The organism is Pseudobdellovibrio sp. HCB154, from assembly GCF_046267985.1.
GTDB lineage: Bacteria > Bdellovibrionota > Bdellovibrionia > Bdellovibrionales > Bdellovibrionaceae > Pseudobdellovibrio.
Genome location: NZ_CP176530.1, coordinates 464,231 through 481,940, shown reverse-complemented (window position 1 = coordinate 481,940; position 17,710 = coordinate 464,231). Strand labels below are relative to the sequence as shown.

Genomic DNA, 17,710 nt, shown 5'->3' with positions numbered 1-17,710 from the left:
TGGCCAGACTTTGCCGGCAGCGAGAGTTAAGCTGCTCGGACTATTTAATTAAACCAATTTCACGAAGTCTTTGCATCAAAAATTCGTGACCTGTGATGTCTGGGTATTTAGCGCCCGCACCACGGCATGATGGTAAACAGCTTAATAAACTTTCTGGATGTGGATGCATGAAGAAAGGCATTGAGTAACGAGACTGATTTGTTCCATCTTGTGGATTGATCACTCGGTGAGTTGTTGATGGAATCACTTCATTCGTTAAACGCGCTAACATATCACCCGCATCAACGATTAATGTTCCGAAATCAGATTCGATATCTAACCAAGTGCCATCGCGGTCTTTTAATTGAAGACCTGACTGCGTAGCTGCAGGTAATATCGTGATAAAGTTAATATCTTCATGAGCCGCTGCACGGATGCAACGAGGATCAGTGCCCTCTGGAATTGGCGGGTAATGAAGTAAACGTAAGATCGAGTTACCTTCTTGCACCATGTTTTTAAAATAAGTTTTTTCAACTTCTAATGGATACGTTAAGGCTTCCATCATTTGGATTCCGGCTTCTTCTAGTTTAGAAAATAACTTTTCAAACACCGGACGGAATTCAGGAATCGTGTCATCTGGCCAAATATTTTTTGGATAGTATTTAGAAAATTGGTGATCGTCTGGAACTTCACGACCCACGTGCCAGAATTCTTTTAAATCTTTTACTTCAGCGCCTTTAGCGTGCTCAGTACCAAACGCCGTGTAACCACGTTGACCGCCGCCTTTTTCAGAAATGTAAGAGCGTTTTTTTGCATCTGGAAGCGCGTAGAATTTCTCTAAGATTTGATACGATTGTTTAAGAAGATCTTGATCAACATCGTGATCTTTTAACACGATAAAACCGTAATCTTTAATGCCTGTGAAAAGCTGTTCGATGAACTTCACTTTGTCGGCTTCAGAGCCTTTCGTGTAACTTCCAAGGCTTAATGTTGGAACTTTACGTAACGTTGATTGAGTCTCTTTTTTAGCAGCGTCTTGCGTTTGCATGCAAATCTCCCCTACTTAGCGTTATTTTCAAACCAAACCAATAAACCATATATTAGGCAAAATCTCTAGAAAATGGCGACGTGTTAAGCATAGTTTTGGCGATTTTTCAGGACTGTAAAGGGAATAGACAGTGCTAAATCCGCTCTAATCCAGCTTTCCAAGACCTAGATCATTATGGCGCTCGAAGGTGAACCCCGAGATTTGGTCATTCAAATGCGTCTCAACCGCCAGTTTTAAATCAGCGAAAAATTTTTCCATAGCGACTTCAAAATCACAACTGTCAGAAAATGCAGTTTCTATTTTATGCTCTAACTGATGGCGTTTTTGGTATTCGTTTAATAAGAAAAACCCCATCTCGCCATCGTTCATACGAAATTCAATTTCGATTCTTCGTTGCTGAACGCGATTGATAATAAAACTAAATTGAATCGTTAAATTTTTTTCAGCACGAGCATAAATATAAAACATCGACTCTAAAGGCAATGCCGCTGGGTGAGCATAAAACGAATTTTGAAATTTATAACGGTAATGCAATAGAACGAGATCAAATCTTTTTAAGTGCTTAACGAAAATGTCATGTTGTTCGTTAAGTTCTGTCATTATTTTTCACTCACAAATTTAATGGCAAAAACTTCGGCCTTCGTGGGCGCGGTAAAACGAAAATGAATATCTCCGTCATACAAACGAAACGCATGGTCACTGCGGTACGGAGAATTACCCGATTCTTCAAAACCACGGTAAACTACCGGACGCGGATCTTGTTTTAAAATATCAATAATGGTTTCTTCTAATTTAGAATTATCTAAACGCTCCATCCAATGATTTAAGATCACACGAGCTTCGTCGTTGAAAGAAACTTCAATCGTCGCCACTTGGTTTTCATCTTTTGTAGCCCAGCCACCACGCGCCGATGGTAAAGATTCAAACTGCGGAAGATATGGTTTGATATCTAAGATCGGTGTTCCATCAACTAAGTCTAGTCCGCCGAGATAAATTTTTCCGCCTTCAATTTTTTCAACAGTGGCTAACGATAATCCTAAAGGATTTGGCCTGTGCGGAGAACGTGTGGCAAACACACCAATCGTTTCACCTTTTAAACGTGGGGGGTGAATTTTTGGATGATATTTCGTGTTGGTATTTAAGTGAAATACCCACGTCACCCACACGTGCGAATATTCTTCTAAACCCTGTAAGGCAAACTCAGGCTGCCATTCAGGTAAGATCGAAAGTTCAGACACTGTTTGTTTAACAAGCCCCGATTGGCGAGGAACGCCAAATTTATCGGGATAAGCGCTTTTAATAAAGCCAATGGGTTTGAATGTGAAAGTGTTTAGAGTGTCGCCCACGCTTGATTTTATAAGGGAAATCGCAGCTCTGTGCAACACGTAAGCATTAATAAAAAAATAACTTGATGGCCCCTTAACAGGAAAGCCAAACTAGCTGCTGAAAAAATAAGGGAAAGGGTCCTTTTATGTCATTAAAACTGTTTTCTTCGTTAACTGTTGTGGGTTTAGCGTTCAGCGCACAGAACGCGCTAGCGTGGGGTCACCGTGGCCACCACACTATCTGTGAAGCGGCTGTTCACCTTGTGCAAGCCAAACCACTTAAAGATTTTTTATTACAAAAAGAACATGTGATGGGTCACCTGTGCAATATTCCAGATATCTACTGGAAATCATTATCTGCAGACACTCGCAAACACGGAGACGCTGGTCATTTTATCGATGTAGAAATTTTAGGAATCGGTATTAAAGATGTTCCTACTGATTACAAAGCCATTGTTGAAAAATACACGGGCAAAGAAAACATGCATAAACGCAATTCGCGCATTCAATCTATCCCACAAGATTTCGGGTCTAACTGGTGGAGAGCTGATCAGTTTTACCGTTTAGCTTTAAAAGACGCTGAAGAAGTAGCGATGAACCCAGCTCCAGCAAACAGCAAAGAAGAACAAAACGACGAGTTACCATTTAACAAACATTTCTACTCAATGATCGTGAATATGGGTTTAATGGGTCACTTCGTTGGCGATAACGCTCAGCCATTTCACACAACATCTGATTACGATGGTTATGAAGCCAATCACGGTGGTATTCACAGCTATTATGAAGAACAAACTGTGGCTTTCTTTGGCCCAGACATGACTGATCGTATTGTGAAAAAAGGCCAAACGTTAAAAGGTGCAAGTTTCATGAAAGCGAAGTTATCTGTTGTTGAAAGAATGAGAGCCTTAGCTGAACTTTCAAATAAAGAAGTTAAAACCGTTTTCAAACTTGATCCTATGACAGCGCCTTCAACTTACAAACAAGAAAAAGGCATCAGTCTTAAATCAGCCGCAAAACGAGCTTCAGCAGAAGAAGGTCACAAGAAGTTCGAAAAATTACAGATCGAACAAATGGCCAGAGCCGCAGCGTTGTTAGCTTCTTTCTGGGATAAGATCTACAACGAGGCCGGAAGCCCTGAAGTGAAAGCGTATAGAAGTTATAAATACCCATTCACTCCTGATTTCGTAATGCCTGACTACTACGACACAAAAGCTGAAGACGAAAAGAAAGTTAAGTAGGTGTCTAACTTGCTAATATGGTATAGATCTTTATTTTAGCTATACCATATTAAGACTTTTAGAAACGAAAGAAAAAAATACTATCGCGCTTTGGAGAAAGCCGACAAAGGACAGACTGATGATATTGAGAAATTAATCGCACAAGCTGTCGAGCGCTCACCCAATATTTATATTCAAGCTATTCAATCTACTAATGACTCTAAAGAATCTCTGATCACATTATCTGAACTATCTAAACACAGTAACTTTTCAGAAAAATATTTAAACTTGCTCGCAAGATCAGGCAAGCTTGACACCCATAAAGAAAATCGCAACTGGTTATCCAGTCGCAAAGCTTTAGAGGAATATTTAAAACATAGAGAAAGAAAACGTTAGTAACTGTATGAATTAAAATTTAAATCTCTGGTAGGAATCCCTATCAGGGACTTTTTTTGGCCCTAATTCGACCGCCATTCGGCAAATGAAACTCAGAGAGCAATTGAGATGGGTGAAATAAAAAAATCGCTGGTGAAGCGATGAAAGCGTTATTTAAGAATGTTTCGTACAAATAAAAAAGGCCCGGTATAAACCGAGCCTTTTTAGCTTTACATTTTCTAAGTTAAAATTAGAAAGCGTATGTTAAACCAACAGTACCTAATAGGTCGTCAGCGTTAACTTCTTGTCCAGATGGGTTCGAACCAGTTACTGCTAGTAATGAACCATCTAAAGCAAGTTTGCCAAGTTTTAAACCAGCGCCAGCTGCGAAAGTTGTGCTGTTTGTACCCGGAGCTTCTTCTGAAACAGTAGCTGTAGCAGTCTCAGTTTTTTCGTTTTGGATAAGTACGTTTTGAGTAACAGATCCACGTAGAGTTAACCAAGAAGCAGCGTTAGCTTCAACACCAATGATTAAAGGTAACATTAAAGAAGTTTCTTTAACTTCAGCACCTTTTGAATCTTTAGATTGAGCAGATGCTAAAGCAGCACCCCAGAAAAATTCATTGCCTTCAGATTTAACAGTGTTGATAGCACCAACTGTGATATCAGTTGTTTTGATTTCAGAAGCAACTGTACCAGCAACTGTATCTTCATGACCACCCATAGCTACATCAGCGTATGCGTACATGTCAGAAGCAACCCAGAAACCACCACGTACTGCTACGTTTGATTTACCTTTGAATTCGTTGTTAGCAGCGTCTTCCCATTTGTCAGTTAAACCTAAATCAACTGTAGCATCCCAAGTAGAAGTAGCAGCACCGAATTTTAAACCCATTGTGCTTTCTTTCTCGTCTGCAGCTTTGTCGTTGTAGTTAGAGTAAACTAATGTACCAGCCCAAGCCATATCGCCAGATTTCATACCGTAAGAAACTTCGATTGGATTTTGCTGAGCTCTAGCTGCAGCAGAAACCGCTGAAGTTGAACGTTGAGAGAATGATCTCACGTCATCGTGACCTAAAGATAAAGCCCATTTAGCATCGCCGTGTGAACGGATTAATAATGCTTCAGCGCCAGTTGCTGGATTGTTAGCAGTTGCGCCTGTAACTAACGCCACATCTGTTAAACCTGATTCGATTGTTAAAGAATCAGAAACTGTGAACATGTCAGCAGGTTTATTGTAAACAGTAGCTGCATCAGTTAAGTGAGCTGCGTTACCTAGAGCTGTAATTCTTGCGCGTGTTGCGAAAGCAGAAGTTGAAGCTAATACGATCGCTAATGTTAATAATGATTTCATGTTAGAAATTCCTTTCAAATTACATGTTCAATTAGAACATGTAAGTTAAACCAACAGTTGTTAATAAAGTGTCGCCTGATAAATCTTGAGAAGCTGCACCACCAGTTAAACCTTCTAAAGAACCATCAACAGTGATTTTGTTGAATTTTAAACCAGCACCGATAGCTGCTGTAGTGTTGTTTGTGCCTGGAGCTTCTTCAGAGTTAACTGTACCAGCAGTTTCATCTTTAGCGTTATCTAAGATTACTGTTTGAGTTAACGAACCACGTAAAGTCATCCAAGAAGTAGCTTCAGCTTCTAAACCAACGATAACTGGTAAAGATAATTGAGTTACTTTGTTATCAGATGTTTTATCTTTTTGGTTGTAGCTAGCTAATTTAGCACCGTAGAAAAATTCGTTGCCATCTTTTTTGTGAGAAGAAACAACGCCTAAGTTAATACGAGTAACATCAACTTTAGCTAATTCAGCACCAGTTGTTTGGTTTTCCATTTTCGCGCCTACAATAGCAGCGTTACCATAAACATATAGATTTTCCATAGTGTAACCAGCACCTACTGAGTAAGAACCAGTACCTTTGAAATCTACACCTTGTCCACCGGCAGCAGTTTTATCTTTAACATTTGAAGATAAGCCTACACCTGCATCGATATCCCAAGCACCCATTAATAAACCGAAACGAACGCCTGCAGAATCTTCTTTGATTTCTTGAGCTTTATCGTTGTAGTTAGAGTAAACTAGTGTAGCACCCCAAGTCATATCGCCAGATTTCATACCGTAAGAAAATTCAACTGGATTTTGTTGCTCAGTTACGTTTGTAGCTGGAACTAAGTCCATGATTCTTCTTAAACCGAAAGCAGAAGCATTTTCAGATTTGTGACCTAAAGCTAAAGCCCATTTAGCATCGCCCATAGTGCGTACGATAGTACCTTCAGCATTATCATTTGGGTTAGTTAAAGAAGCGCCAGCGTTAGTAGCTGTTTTACCAGACTCTAAAGAAACGAAATCGCCCATTAAGAACATTTTCGCTGGGTTAGAGAAGATAGACTGAGTGTCTGTGATGTGTGCTGAGTTACCTAAAGAAGTTACTCTCGCGCGAGATGCGAATGCGTTAGTCGAAGCTAAAGCAATTGCAATTACTAATAGTTGTTTCATTGTTGTATCCCTTTCGTTAAATCGTTTCGTTATCAAAACGTTAATTTGGTTTAAACTTTATAAGACAATGGTATTAAGGTCATAAGTCCGGCGCAACGGGAAAAATATGTTCAACGGCTTCGACAACCTTTGAAGATGATTAAATTGTAATCCTTTGTGGTTTTGTTGCATCAATTGTAATCCGCGGGTCAAAAATTATTTTTTAAGAAAATAACCGAAATTTTTACGCCAATTTTTTTTCAAAATTTTTTAATTTTTCACTCTGAAAAATCGACTTTCTCAATATTTTTTGTTGTAGAGCAAATGCTCGGTGTTTCCACGTTTTTTGCTCAAGTCGCAATCAACGATTATGTTTCGTTTTCAATTTTACGGGCTGCGACGATTGCAGCGTGTTATTTCCGCGACTATGGTCTAGGAATTCTTTCTGAATTTATCAATTACACGGTGCTCGCGTATGCGCTTCACGTCAGAAACAAACAGAGCAAGATGTAGTTGAACAGCGATTTTGCCCAGATTCCTTTCAGAATTTTGTTTGGAGCTACATATATATAGAGGCTAGACTTTATTCAGCGGAAAGCAGGTATTAACAATATAATGAAAAACAAAACAGTTCCCCGTCTTCTAAACGGTACAATCAAACGACATCCAGATGGTTTTGGCTTTTTTATTCCTGAAGACGTAGAACATCCTGACGTTTTTATTCCCGCACAAGCGATGAAAACCGCAATGACCAACGATAAAGTCTCGATCACTGTAGAAAAAGAACGTGATGGTCGCTTCCGCGGTGAAATCATGAACATTATTGATCGCTCTCAGAAAAAAATTGCCGGTGCTTTTTCAATCTGGAATGAACGCTACGGAGTCATCAAAGATGAAGGCAAAGGTTGGGGAAAAGATTTAAAAATTCCTTTAGATAAGTCTTTAAAAGCAAAAAAAGGTGAATTAGTTGTCGCTCGAATCACTGAATATCCTGATCAAGGTGAATTTACCGGTGAAGTTGTTGAAATCATCGGTGATATCGAAGATGCGCTTAACGACATTAAACGTGTCGTTGTCGCGCAAAATATTCCTGAAGACTTTGCGCCCGAAACTTTAGAAGAAGCGAAAAAGTATTCGGCTAATCCTGGCGAAGAAGATTTCAAAGGCCGTAAAGATATTCGCAGTATCAATATCATTACCATCGACGGCGCGACTGCGAAAGACTTCGACGATGCGGTTTATGTTGACATGACAAATCGTGGTTTTCATTTAATCGTGGCCATCGCTGACGTTAGCCATTACGTAAAACCTGGCACTTCAATGGATAAAGACGCTTACGAACGTGGAACATCAGTTTATTTTCCCAATTTCGTAATTCCGATGTTACCTGAAGCTTTATCAAACGGTTTATGTTCTTTAAATCCTCATGTTCCCCGTTTAGCTCTTGTTGCTGACATGCACTTTGATTTTACCGGCGTGATGACCGAATCTTCGTTTTACGAAGGCGTGATTGAATCTAAAGCGCGCGTCACTTACGGACAAGCGCAAGAAATCATCGATAATCCTGAAGGCGATAGCGAAACACATAAAAAGTTTGCTCACGTGCATGAAAATATCATGCGTTGTGCAGATTTAGCCAAAGTGTTGATGGCGAAACGCTTCAAAGAAGGATCTTTAGATTTAGAAGTTCCCGAAACTGAATTAGTTATCGATGGTTCTGGCGAACCGGTTGACGTGATTAAATCAGAACGTTTATTTGCTCACCGTCTTATTGAAGAGATGATGTTAGCGGCCAACGTGGCTGTCGCGAAAGAATTTGCTAAAAAAGAAATTCCAGCGATTTACAGAACTCATGAACCACCCGATCCATTAAAAATTGCCATGCTTGAAAAATTCATGAGCAGCTTTGGTGGGCACGTTCATTTAGGTGGCGAAAGATTACAGAAAAAATTAACGAAAGCGCTTCATGAATTTACCAATGAAGTTCAGGCGCAAGTGATTCACATGTTAACCCTACGCTCGATGAGCCAAGCTAAATACACTTTAGATAATATTGGCCACTTCGGATTAGGTTTTGATTTTTACACTCACTTTACTTCGCCGATTCGCCGTTATCCGGATTTAATCGTTCACCGTTTATTAAAACAAATCATTGGTGTTCAAGGTTACCGTTTAATGGCTGAAGATGATATCGCAACCGCGGGTACGTGGTTATCAGCTTGCGAACAGCGTTCAGCCAAAGCCGAGCGCCAAATCCAAGCGATTAAAAAAGCCCGCTTTATGAAACGTTTAGTAGGCCAAGACTTCGACGGAATGATTTCGTCAGTTACGAAGTTTGGCGTTTTCGTTTTATTACGTGAATACAATATCGACGGCTTAATTCGCTTAGATGATTTAGGACAGGATAAATGGGAATTTGACGAAGAAAATCTTCGTTTAGTCGCAAAACGTTCAGGCGCTAGTTACAACTTAGGTGATCGTGTTCGCGTAACAGTCAGCTCAACAGATATTGAAAGTGGCCAAGTTAATTTCTTATTAGAAGGCGCTACTGAATCTAAAGCTACGGGCACGAAAAATAATTCAAAATACGCCCGTGGTAAAGACGACTTTAAAAAAGGCGGTAAAAAAGACCGCAGATCTGAAAAAGAAGATCGTTTTGGTAAATCAGATAAAAAGTTTCCAAGCTTTAAAAAAGAAAAATCTCGTGATCGCGATGAACGCTCAATAAGATCAAGAGAAGAAGACAGACCCGCATTCTCTAAAAAAATGCAGGCTGTACAAAAGCACGAAGCGCGCTTTAAAGTGCCAACGCCTGATCGTGAAGAGAAACCACGCTCAGGGCCGCAAGAAATTCGCCCAAAATACGCGTCTTTATCTGACTATTTAGATCAAATGGCAAAAAAAGGAAGTAAGAAAGATGACAACCACTCATCACACAAGAAGGACGGACAGTCCAAAGAGAAGTCTGGCCATAAGTTCTCTTCAAATAGGCAAGACTCTAAAAAACGTGACTCGTCTTCGAACGATTCTAGGGGTGTTCGCAAAGCACGGCCTTCGAAATCTGGTAGAAAGACTAAATCTAGATAGTTTTCTTACTTCAAACAGCAAACCCACTGAGGAAAAGGAGTTATTAACGATTCCTCAGCGATTACGTTTAAGTTTCGAAGAGCTTGGGCCTACGTTTGTTAAATTCGGTCAGCTCTTAGCGACTCGTCCCGATTTAGTGCCTGATGAATATATTCAAGAGATGTCTTTACTTCACGATCAGGTGCAAGAGTTAGATTTTGCCACCGTTGAAAGTGTTCTTATTGAAGAATTTGGGTCGCATTGGAGAAGCAAGTTCCAATCTTTCGATGAATCACCGATCGGCGCAGCCAGCATCGCCCAAGTTCACAAAGCTGTGATGATCAATGGCGATCATGTGGTTTTAAAAATCCAACGCCCTGGTATTGTTCAAAAAATTAATGACGATTTAAATGTTCTTTATTTTATCGCAGAACTTCTAGAAAAATATATCCCAGAAACGCGCGCCTTTAATCCGGTAGGCATGGTGGATGAATATTTTAGAACTCTAGAGCTTGAAACCAACTTTGTTGTTGAAGGCAACAATATCCGCCGTATGAAAGAAAACTTTAAAGATGATACCAATATGGTGATTCCAAAAGTTTATTTCGAACTAACAACAGAACGTGTGCTTGTGATGGAAGAACTTAAAGGTAAACCTTTAAGTAAAGTTGACAGCCTGCAAGCGATGGGAATCAATCCTGACGATATCGTTAAAAAAGGCTTAAAAGCTTATTTAAAAATGGTTTTCGTCGACGGATTTTTTCACGGTGATCTTCACGCCGGAAATTTCTTTATCATGCCTGACCATAAAATTGGCTTGATCGACTTTGGTGTTGTCGGCCGTTTAAATTCAAAGACTCAAGCTGCGATCGTGAATATGTTATTAGCTTTATCAAAAGAAGATTACACGCGTTTAGCTTATGAATACGTTGATCTAGCTCCGTTTTCAGAAAGCGTAAATGTTGATTTATTCGCAAAAGATCTTCAAGCGGTAATTGCACCCTATTACGGTTTAACACTTAAAAATGTCAACTCAGGTAAAATTTTAATGGCCTCTGCGGGAGTGGCTGCTTCTCAAGGGTTAATCGTACCGACTGAAATGATGTTATTTTTCAAATCCATCATTTCAATTGAAGGCTTAGGCGCGAAAATTTCAAAAGATTTTGATTTCTTAGCCTTCACACTTTCGCAAGTGGGCGAAGTCGCGCAAAGCTTTTTCCAACCGGTAAAAATGGCGAATGAAGCAAGTCTTCTCTTCAGAGAATCGAAAAACTTCTTAAGTGCACTCCCTCGACAGTTAAATTTGCTTTTCAGAAGAATGAATTCTCCGGATTATCACACGAAGATTCAAATAGATGGTTTACCAAACTTACAAAAAACCATTTCAAATTCATTTCATTTATTGTTTTTAGGTTTAATTATCGGCGCGCTGATCTTAGCCAGCTCTTTGATTTACGCTTTATCTGGAAGTATTCCGAATCTTTGGATCGTCTACGGCATTCCTGGATTTAGTTTAATTGGCTACGTACTCGCAGGATTTACCGGATTAATCGCTTTTTATAATTACATAATGAAAGATTAGGTCCTAAAAATGCAAAAGCTGCTAAGCGAACAGCCTAACAGCTTTTAGTGATGCCAAACTTCCGAACTTTCGGAAAGGAGGTCCGACATGCGTAAACCAACTTATTTACGTTATCGGCGCCTTATCACTCTAACTAAAGAAATTATCAGATTAATTATGATGATCCTTGTGGTGATCGTAATGATTAAAAGCTCACAAGGATAAAGCCGTTAGGTTTGTTCACCTATTTAGCGCCAGTAGTGGCACATATAGCCGTTAGGATTTTTTTGCAAATAATCCTGATGGTATTCTTCCGCACTCCAGAATTTTTTAAGCAACGTGATTTCAGTCACGATAGGCTTTTTCCAAAAACCAGAAGCTTCAACTTCTTTTGTGATTTCTTCAGCAGTTTTCTTTTGTTCGTCAGAAACATAGAAAATCGCTGAGCGGTATTGCGTACCGATATCATTTTCTTGGCGGTTTAAGGTTGTTGGATCATGTAATTTATAAAACGCACGAATTAAATCAGCGTAAGAAAGTTTACTTGGATCAAAAGTCACCTTCACCGCTTCAGCGTGGCCTGTTGTTCCGGTTTTAACTAATGTGTACACAGGATTTTCGCCATTGCCATTGCAATAGCCCACTTCAGTTTCAAGCACGCCATCCATTTTACGAAGCAATTCTTCAACACCCCAGAAACAACCAGCGGCAATCACGGCAATCTCTTTGTTAGCCATTAGCGACCTCCCGCCATCAAGCACATCAATTCAAACATTGTATCTACAGCAGCTAAACCTGTGATTTGCGAACTATCAAAGGGAGGCGACACTTCAACGATATCAGCACCGACTAAGTTATCAATCTGAAGTGAGCGTAAGATCTGTTGAGTTTCATAAGTTGCAAGACCACCTGGCACTGGCGTTCCCGTTCCTGGTGCGTAAGCCGGATCTAAACAATCAATATCAAAACTGATGTACGTAGGACCTTTAAATTTTGGAAGTGATTTTAAAACTTCGGCTAAAGGGCGTTGTTTAATATCGTCGACTGTTAAAACTTTAATTTTGTGTTTTTTAATAAAATCTAAATCATCAACTGCGGCTAACGGACCACGAATACCGATTTGTAACATGCCTTTGGTATTTACTAACCCCTCTTCAACCGCATGACGAGCAAAAGCCCCGTGATGATACTCTTGCCCCCAAGCTGCAGGATAAGTATCTAAGTGCGCATCAAAATGGATGAAATTCACCGGGCCATGTTTTTTGGCGATCGAGCGTAACAACGGTAAAGTCGTTGAGTGGTCTCCACCGATAGAAATAAATTTTTTATCCGCGTTTAAAACGCTTGAAGAAAATTTTTCGATATTGGCGTACGTTTGTTTTTGATCAATCGGTACAATCGGACAATCGCCGATATCAGCGAACGTTAATTTTTCAAATAAACTCATCGCGCGTGTCATGTGAAAACCACGGCCTAAGCTTGAACATTCGCGAACTAACGTTGGCGCAAAACGCGCTCCTGGACGGTAACTTACGCCGCCGTCATACGGAGTACCAAACAAAGCCACATCGAAATCTTCGTTAAGATCTGCCACAGGTAAGCGAAAGAAAGTTTTAATCGCCGAAAAACGTGGAAACTCGCGACCACTCAGTGGTTTATAACGACTTTGTGAAGCAGTTGCTGAAGTTTTTGACTTAAGTTTTGCGGTAGATTTTTTAGCTGGTTTTTGTGCTTTTGCCATAGAGAAATATCGTATATAACAACCTCATGACAAAGCAATTTGAAAAAGACCGCGACCTCTTGATTGATTGGTATAAAGAAAATAAACGCGATCTACCATGGCGCAATCCAACAGGTTCGCGCGGGTCAAAAGACCCCTACCGCATTTGGATTTCTGAAGTCATGCTGCAACAAACAACTGTAACAGCCGTTATTCCTTTCTATGAAAGATTTATGGACCGTTTTCCAAAGGTTCAAGATTTAGCGAAAGCCAAAATCGAAGACGTTTACGAATACTGGGCGGGATTAGGTTATTATTCTCGTGCCCGCAATCTACATAAAGCCGCGATTATGTTTTCTGAAAATGGTTTTCCAAAAACCGCCGCAGAACTTATCGAATATCCAGGTTTAGGCCCTTATACATCGCGTGCTATCGCAAGCTTGGCCTTCGGTGAAAAAGTCGGTGTGTTAGATGGTAACGTGATTCGTGTGCTTTCGCGCAAATACGGTATCCAATCGAACTGGTGGGAAACTAAAGAGCGCCAGAAGCTACAAGATATCGCCGACATCATGGCGCAAACTGAATTTAATTCTGAATTAAACCAAGGGTTAATGGAATTAGGAGCGACTGTTTGCTCACCTAAAAAAGTCATGTGCCTTATGTGCCCTTGGAAAAAAGACTGTGTCTCTTTCAAAAAGGATTTAATCGAACAAATTCCACGCAAGAAAGAAAAAGAAAAATTTCAAATCTGGGAATGGACTTTCTTTGTTGCTGAAAAAGGTGAACAGATCTATTTAGAAGAAAATGCGCAGACGCCGTTTTTAAAGAAGTTAATGCTTCCGCAATCAGAAGCGAAGCTTTTAACGAAGAAACCGAAAGACTTTCACTTTAAGCACGGAGTAACAAAGTACGAAATCTTCGTTACCCTGAAGTCGGCTAAGGCTCCGAAATCTAAAACACCTGGACTTTGGGCCAAACGCTCAGATATCTCTAAAGTGAATCCTACAAGCTTAATGAAAAAAATCTTAAGTCATCAGGAAAAATCAAGGTAAGATAGATCTATGACAAAAGGGTTCGCTCGCTTTTTCTTATTTGTGATGGGGTTACCATTATTATCATTCGCTGCTCCACTGCCAACGACAGGCTCGTCGGCAGTGAACTCGCCCAAATGGAATACCGCTTTTTCACAAATGGGTTTTTCTTTTAAGTTAGTTTCTGATGAATGGGTTTACTTAGAAAACCCTTCACAAACACGCTTACCAGCGAATCAACAAATCGACATGGGTTTTAAAACTTTATCTGAGTCGGCTCGTTTAAGTCTGAAAACAGAAAACTACCTTGGTAAAGTTAACTTAGAATCATACGCAAAAAAATACTTACGTGATTACAACCAATATGGTTTTGAAGTGCTTTCAAGTAAGTCGGTGAAGATCAACAATATCCCGGCTGTCGTCATTGATTTGATCCAAAAAAACAAGTTAACTCAGTCTCGTCAGATCTTTTTATCAGCTGACAATAAAATTACCATAGCGTCGTGTATTGACAAGACTGACTACTTCACAATGACGTCGAGCATGTGCAACCAACTTTTAAACAATTATAATTGGCGCCCAAGCGATAAATAACAATCTCCGTCACCTCGTCAAAATTTTTGACTGTCGAACTTCTAGCTAAATTTCGCCTGAAATTAGTGACAAACTTTGCATCTCGTTTTTTTATAAATTTTCATTTATTGTTCGTCCTACCCAACCTCTTGTTGAAAGGACGTTAGTTATGAGAGCTCCGGTTTTAAAAACATTGATTGCTGGTCTTGTTGTCTTAGCTACGACTGCGGCGCAAGCCCGTCTTATTACTAGCTGTTCTAGCGAAGGCACTAATGGCGACCTTAAAGGTTCAAGCAACATGCACTCAAGTATGCCGATCGCTTCAGTTTCTAAAGTTTTTACGTCTTTATGGGCTGCTGAACGTTTAGGTTTAAGCTACCGTTTCCCAACTCAAGTTTACTTAACGAAATTAAGTGATGGTACACACAACGTTCATTTACGTGGTTCAGCGTTTCCTTATTTTGACCGCGTAATGTTTTACTTCTTAATCGGCGAATTAAATAAACGTGGTGTTAAAGCCATCAACGAATTAACTTATGATGAAAACTTCGAGTACGCTTCCATCGTAAGAACAAAGGGCGACCTTGTTCATTCAAGCGGCGAACAATCTGAAACTGAAATCATGCGTGAGTTACGCGCTGATGTAACTGGCTTAAAAACTCGTTACGCTCAGTACGTATCTAGAACTCAATCTCTTGTACCAGAAGTTAAATTACCAAAATCAGTATCTTTAACAGTTAAAAATATCGCGGCTCAATCAATGAAAGTATTTAACGCGGCTAAAACTGATTCTTCATTCATCTTACGTTCTTCTGAATTACACCGCACTTTAAAAGAGTTAAACCGTAACTCTCATAACTTTGCAGCTGATAAAGTGTTTGAGCGTTTAGCACGTTCTGAAAAATTTGATTCTTACATGACTAAAATGGTGGGTGCTGCTGATAAAGAATTTGATTTCTACAACGGTTCTGGTTATCCCGAATTCGTAAGCGGTCGTAAAGTTTATAACTCAGCAAGCTGCCGTACAGTGGTTGAAGTTGTTAAACGTTTAACTAAAGTTGCAACAGATCAAGGTAAAGGTTTACGTTACATCTTACCAGTCGCTGGTTCTGATGCGAGCGCTGATGGTAATTCGACAGTAACAAATATCTACTTAACAAATAACACGGATGACTCGTTACTTGCTAAAACGGGAACAATCTCTCAATCGGTTTCCTTAGCTGGTGCAGCTTTAACTCAAGACGGAGTGGTTTTCTTCCACGCCACGTCCTCAACTAAAGACTACACAAGCATTCGTAATTTCTTATCAAGCATCATCAAAACAAATGGCGGTAAAGATCCATTAGATAACTACAAGGCGCGTGCTTTCGTACCGTTTGACGAAAACTCTATTCAAGAAGTTAAGTAATTAACTTAAATCACAGAGAGCTTTTTCTTCAAAGTGGATCACGTTTGTGGTCCACTTTGCGTTACTGGGCCTGACTCGCGTTGAGGGCGCGGCACTAACAATTCCCTGACAAAAATCAGCGCTATTCTTGCATTTACTCTATCTAGGATACGAAATGTAGGACACAACAATTGTGGTTGCTTTGGGCTAAGCCCTGGCAGCCATTTAATGGCCGCTGGCCAGAAGTTTGACAGTATGAAAACACCGTTTTTTAAAGTCATTTCAGCGCTTACCGCAACGTTAGCGATCACTTGCTCTGCGGTAGCTGCCAGCACCTATATTGAAGGCTATGAACCAGATCCAACCAAGTCAGAACTGCGCGCCCGTAAAATTTATCTTTTAATCGAAGACGGTAAAATCACTAAAAAATCATTAGTCCCATTTGAAACGTCTCGTGAAACTAAAAAAATCTTAGAATCACAAATTGGCAAAGTGATTCTTTCTTCAGGCTTTATCGATTTACATGGTCACTTAAAATACAACGTTATTCCTCTTTGGTCAGAAGCTCACGGTCAGTTTGGTAATCGTTTTCAATGGCGTGGCATGTCTGGTTATAAGAAAAACGTAACAGGCCCGTTAAATAACCCCGCTTTAGGCGAAGCCAGTGATGTAAACTCACTCTACTGCCAAACTTACCAATACGCTGAAATCAAAGCCCTAGCTGGCGGAGTCACAAGCGTTCAAGGTATCGGACAAGACGACACATGCACAAAAGGTATTTTAGCCCGCAACGTAGAAATCGAATCAGACTACGACGTTAAATCTGACGCGCGCGCAAGCATGGAAATCGTAAATCCAGATGGCGCTGGCTTATTTCAGGATAAAGTTTTTCCAACAATGATCGCTGAAGGTAAAACTTCAACCGAAGTGACTGCTGCATTATCAGGTACTATCAACTCACGTCAGACACAATTTGTTGAAGGTGTTGCTAAATATGTTTCTTACTTAGCCCGTATCGTAACTACGGGTGATATCAGAAGTTTAATCGTTCACTTATCTGAAGGTCGCTCAACAGATCAATACAATAAACTTGAATACAAATTCGCGAACAAGCTAGGTCTTGCACAAAAAGGCTTAGTTGTTATTCACGGCGTGGGCATGGATGAAAAAGATTTAACCGATGCTGCTGCAAAAGATATTTCTTTAGTTTGGTCACCATTTTCAAATTTAATTTTATACGGTGATACTTTAAACGCCGATCTTGCGATTAAGCACAATGTGAATATCACTTTAGGTTCTGATTGGACACCGTCAGGGACAAAAAACTTATTAGACGAAGTTAAAATCGCCCGTCGCTACAGCCAATCAAAAGGTATGAAGTTAGTTTCTGATAAAAAGCTTTACGAAATGATGACGATCAACCCAGCTAGAGCATTACGTTTAGGTGATCGCCTAGGCCGCTTAGAAGTTGGTTACTTAGCGGATATCGTAGCGATTCGTTTAAAATCAACGAAAGCAAATCCGTACACACAAATCGTGACAGCCCAACAATCTGACATTCAATACGTGATGGTAGGTGGAGAATTAAAAGTAGCCAAAACAACTCTCGCAGCAGAACAAAACAACGCTGATTTACTTGTTACACAAGAGCAAATCGACCAAAGTCCAGGCTGCGTGAAGCTTTCAGAACAGCAAGTAATGAATTCACCACTTAAGTTATCTGAATTAGTGGCAAATATGAAATCTGTGTTTCCGCAACTCGATTCATTAACAGGCTGTAATGACGAAAACTACAGAACCGTAATTAAGAATTTATTCTCGAAAGAATGGAAAGCTTCAATGCCTCAGGAAAAGCTAGATACGAAAAATTACGATCGCTTAGCTGAGCAATTAGAACAAATTATTCCTAACTAAATCTTAAAACAAATCGCTGGACTAAGGT

15 protein-coding genes are annotated in these 17,710 nt (G+C 40.0%); 8 read left to right on the top strand and 7 right to left on the bottom strand.

Annotated elements, in window-relative coordinates; genetic code table 11:
- Nucleotides 1-40: 40 nt before the first annotated feature.
- The 3 genes from ACKWCF_RS02475 to tsaA all read right to left on the bottom strand — a co-directional run bounded on the left by ACKWCF_RS02475 (nt 41) and on the right by tsaA (nt 2,373).
- Nucleotides 41-1,027 carry an isopenicillin N synthase family dioxygenase gene (locus ACKWCF_RS02475; protein WP_409479115.1) on the bottom strand — a complete coding sequence of 329 codons (987 nt, stop codon included), beginning with the start codon at nt 1,025-1,027 and terminating at the stop codon, nt 41-43.
- Between the two features lie 144 nt (nt 1,028-1,171).
- On the bottom strand, nt 1,172-1,627 hold the full coding sequence (locus ACKWCF_RS02470) for a hypothetical protein (RefSeq protein WP_409479114.1): 456 nt from the start codon (nt 1,625-1,627) through the stop codon (nt 1,172-1,174).
- On the bottom strand, nt 1,627-2,373 hold the full coding sequence (gene tsaA, locus ACKWCF_RS02465) for a tRNA (N6-threonylcarbamoyladenosine(37)-N6)-methyltransferase TrmO (protein WP_409479113.1): 747 nt from the start codon (nt 2,371-2,373) through the stop codon (nt 1,627-1,629). Before tsaA ends, ACKWCF_RS02470 begins: the two co-directional genes overlap by 1 nt.
- 125 nt (nt 2,374-2,498) lie before the next feature.
- Between tsaA and ACKWCF_RS02460 the strand changes: the two genes are divergently transcribed.
- A complete protein-coding gene (locus ACKWCF_RS02460) occupies nt 2,499-3,590 on the top strand; it encodes a hypothetical protein (RefSeq protein WP_409479112.1) in 1,092 nt (363 codons plus the stop codon).
- A 90-nt stretch (nt 3,591-3,680) separates the two neighbouring features.
- On the top strand, nt 3,681-3,965 hold the full coding sequence (locus ACKWCF_RS02455) for a hypothetical protein (RefSeq protein WP_409479111.1): 285 nt from the start codon (nt 3,681-3,683) through the stop codon (nt 3,963-3,965).
- 229 nt (nt 3,966-4,194) lie between these two features.
- On the opposite strand, the gene ACKWCF_RS02450 is transcribed toward ACKWCF_RS02455, so the two are convergent.
- The gene (locus tag ACKWCF_RS02450; protein ID WP_409479110.1) at nt 4,195-5,298 is read right to left on the bottom strand and encodes a hypothetical protein; all 1,104 of its coding nucleotides are present in this window, start codon (nt 5,296-5,298) and stop codon (nt 4,195-4,197) included.
- A gap of 31 nt (nt 5,299-5,329) precedes the next feature.
- Nucleotides 5,330-6,451, bottom strand: a complete 1,122-nt coding sequence (locus tag ACKWCF_RS02445; RefSeq protein ID WP_409479109.1) for a hypothetical protein — start codon at nt 6,449-6,451, stop codon at nt 5,330-5,332.
- 594 nt (nt 6,452-7,045) lie between these two features.
- On the opposite strand from ACKWCF_RS02445, the gene rnr reads away from it, so the two are divergent.
- Entirely contained in the window at nt 7,046-9,517 is a 2,472-nt protein-coding gene (rnr, locus tag ACKWCF_RS02440; RefSeq protein ID WP_409479108.1) for a ribonuclease R, read from the top strand.
- The gene (locus tag ACKWCF_RS02435) at nt 9,438-11,078 is read left to right on the top strand and encodes an ABC1 kinase family protein (protein WP_409479107.1); all 1,641 of its coding nucleotides are present in this window, start codon (nt 9,438-9,440) and stop codon (nt 11,076-11,078) included. Before rnr ends, ACKWCF_RS02435 begins: the two co-directional genes overlap by 80 nt.
- A 227-nt stretch (nt 11,079-11,305) precedes the next feature.
- Here the strand turns inward: ACKWCF_RS02435 and msrA are convergent, their stop codons facing one another.
- Nucleotides 11,306-11,794 carry a peptide-methionine (S)-S-oxide reductase MsrA gene (msrA, locus tag ACKWCF_RS02430; protein WP_409479106.1) on the bottom strand — a complete coding sequence of 163 codons (489 nt, stop codon included), beginning with the start codon at nt 11,792-11,794 and terminating at the stop codon, nt 11,306-11,308.
- Nucleotides 11,794-12,798 carry an agmatinase gene (gene speB / locus ACKWCF_RS02425; protein ID WP_409479105.1) on the bottom strand — a complete coding sequence of 335 codons (1,005 nt, stop codon included), beginning with the start codon at nt 12,796-12,798 and terminating at the stop codon, nt 11,794-11,796. The genes msrA and speB overlap by 1 nt, the downstream gene beginning before the upstream one ends.
- 26 nt (nt 12,799-12,824) lie before the next feature.
- Here speB and ACKWCF_RS02420 point away from each other — a divergent pair, with 26 nt between their 5' ends.
- From ACKWCF_RS02420 to ACKWCF_RS02405, 4 genes are all read left to right on the top strand, one after another.
- The gene (locus ACKWCF_RS02420) at nt 12,825-13,829 is read left to right on the top strand and encodes an A/G-specific adenine glycosylase (protein WP_409479104.1); all 1,005 of its coding nucleotides are present in this window, start codon (nt 12,825-12,827) and stop codon (nt 13,827-13,829) included.
- Nucleotides 13,830-13,838: 9 nt separating this feature from the next.
- On the top strand, nt 13,839-14,402 hold the full coding sequence (locus tag ACKWCF_RS02415) for a hypothetical protein (RefSeq protein ID WP_409479103.1): 564 nt from the start codon (nt 13,839-13,841) through the stop codon (nt 14,400-14,402).
- A gap of 148 nt (nt 14,403-14,550) precedes the next feature.
- Entirely contained in the window at nt 14,551-15,789 is a 1,239-nt protein-coding gene (locus ACKWCF_RS02410) for a D-alanyl-D-alanine carboxypeptidase (RefSeq protein ID WP_409479102.1), read from the top strand.
- 234 nt (nt 15,790-16,023) lie between these two features.
- Nucleotides 16,024-17,682 carry an amidohydrolase family protein gene (locus tag ACKWCF_RS02405; protein ID WP_409479101.1) on the top strand — a complete coding sequence of 553 codons (1,659 nt, stop codon included), beginning with the start codon at nt 16,024-16,026 and terminating at the stop codon, nt 17,680-17,682.
- Nucleotides 17,683-17,710: the final 28 nt, after the last annotated feature.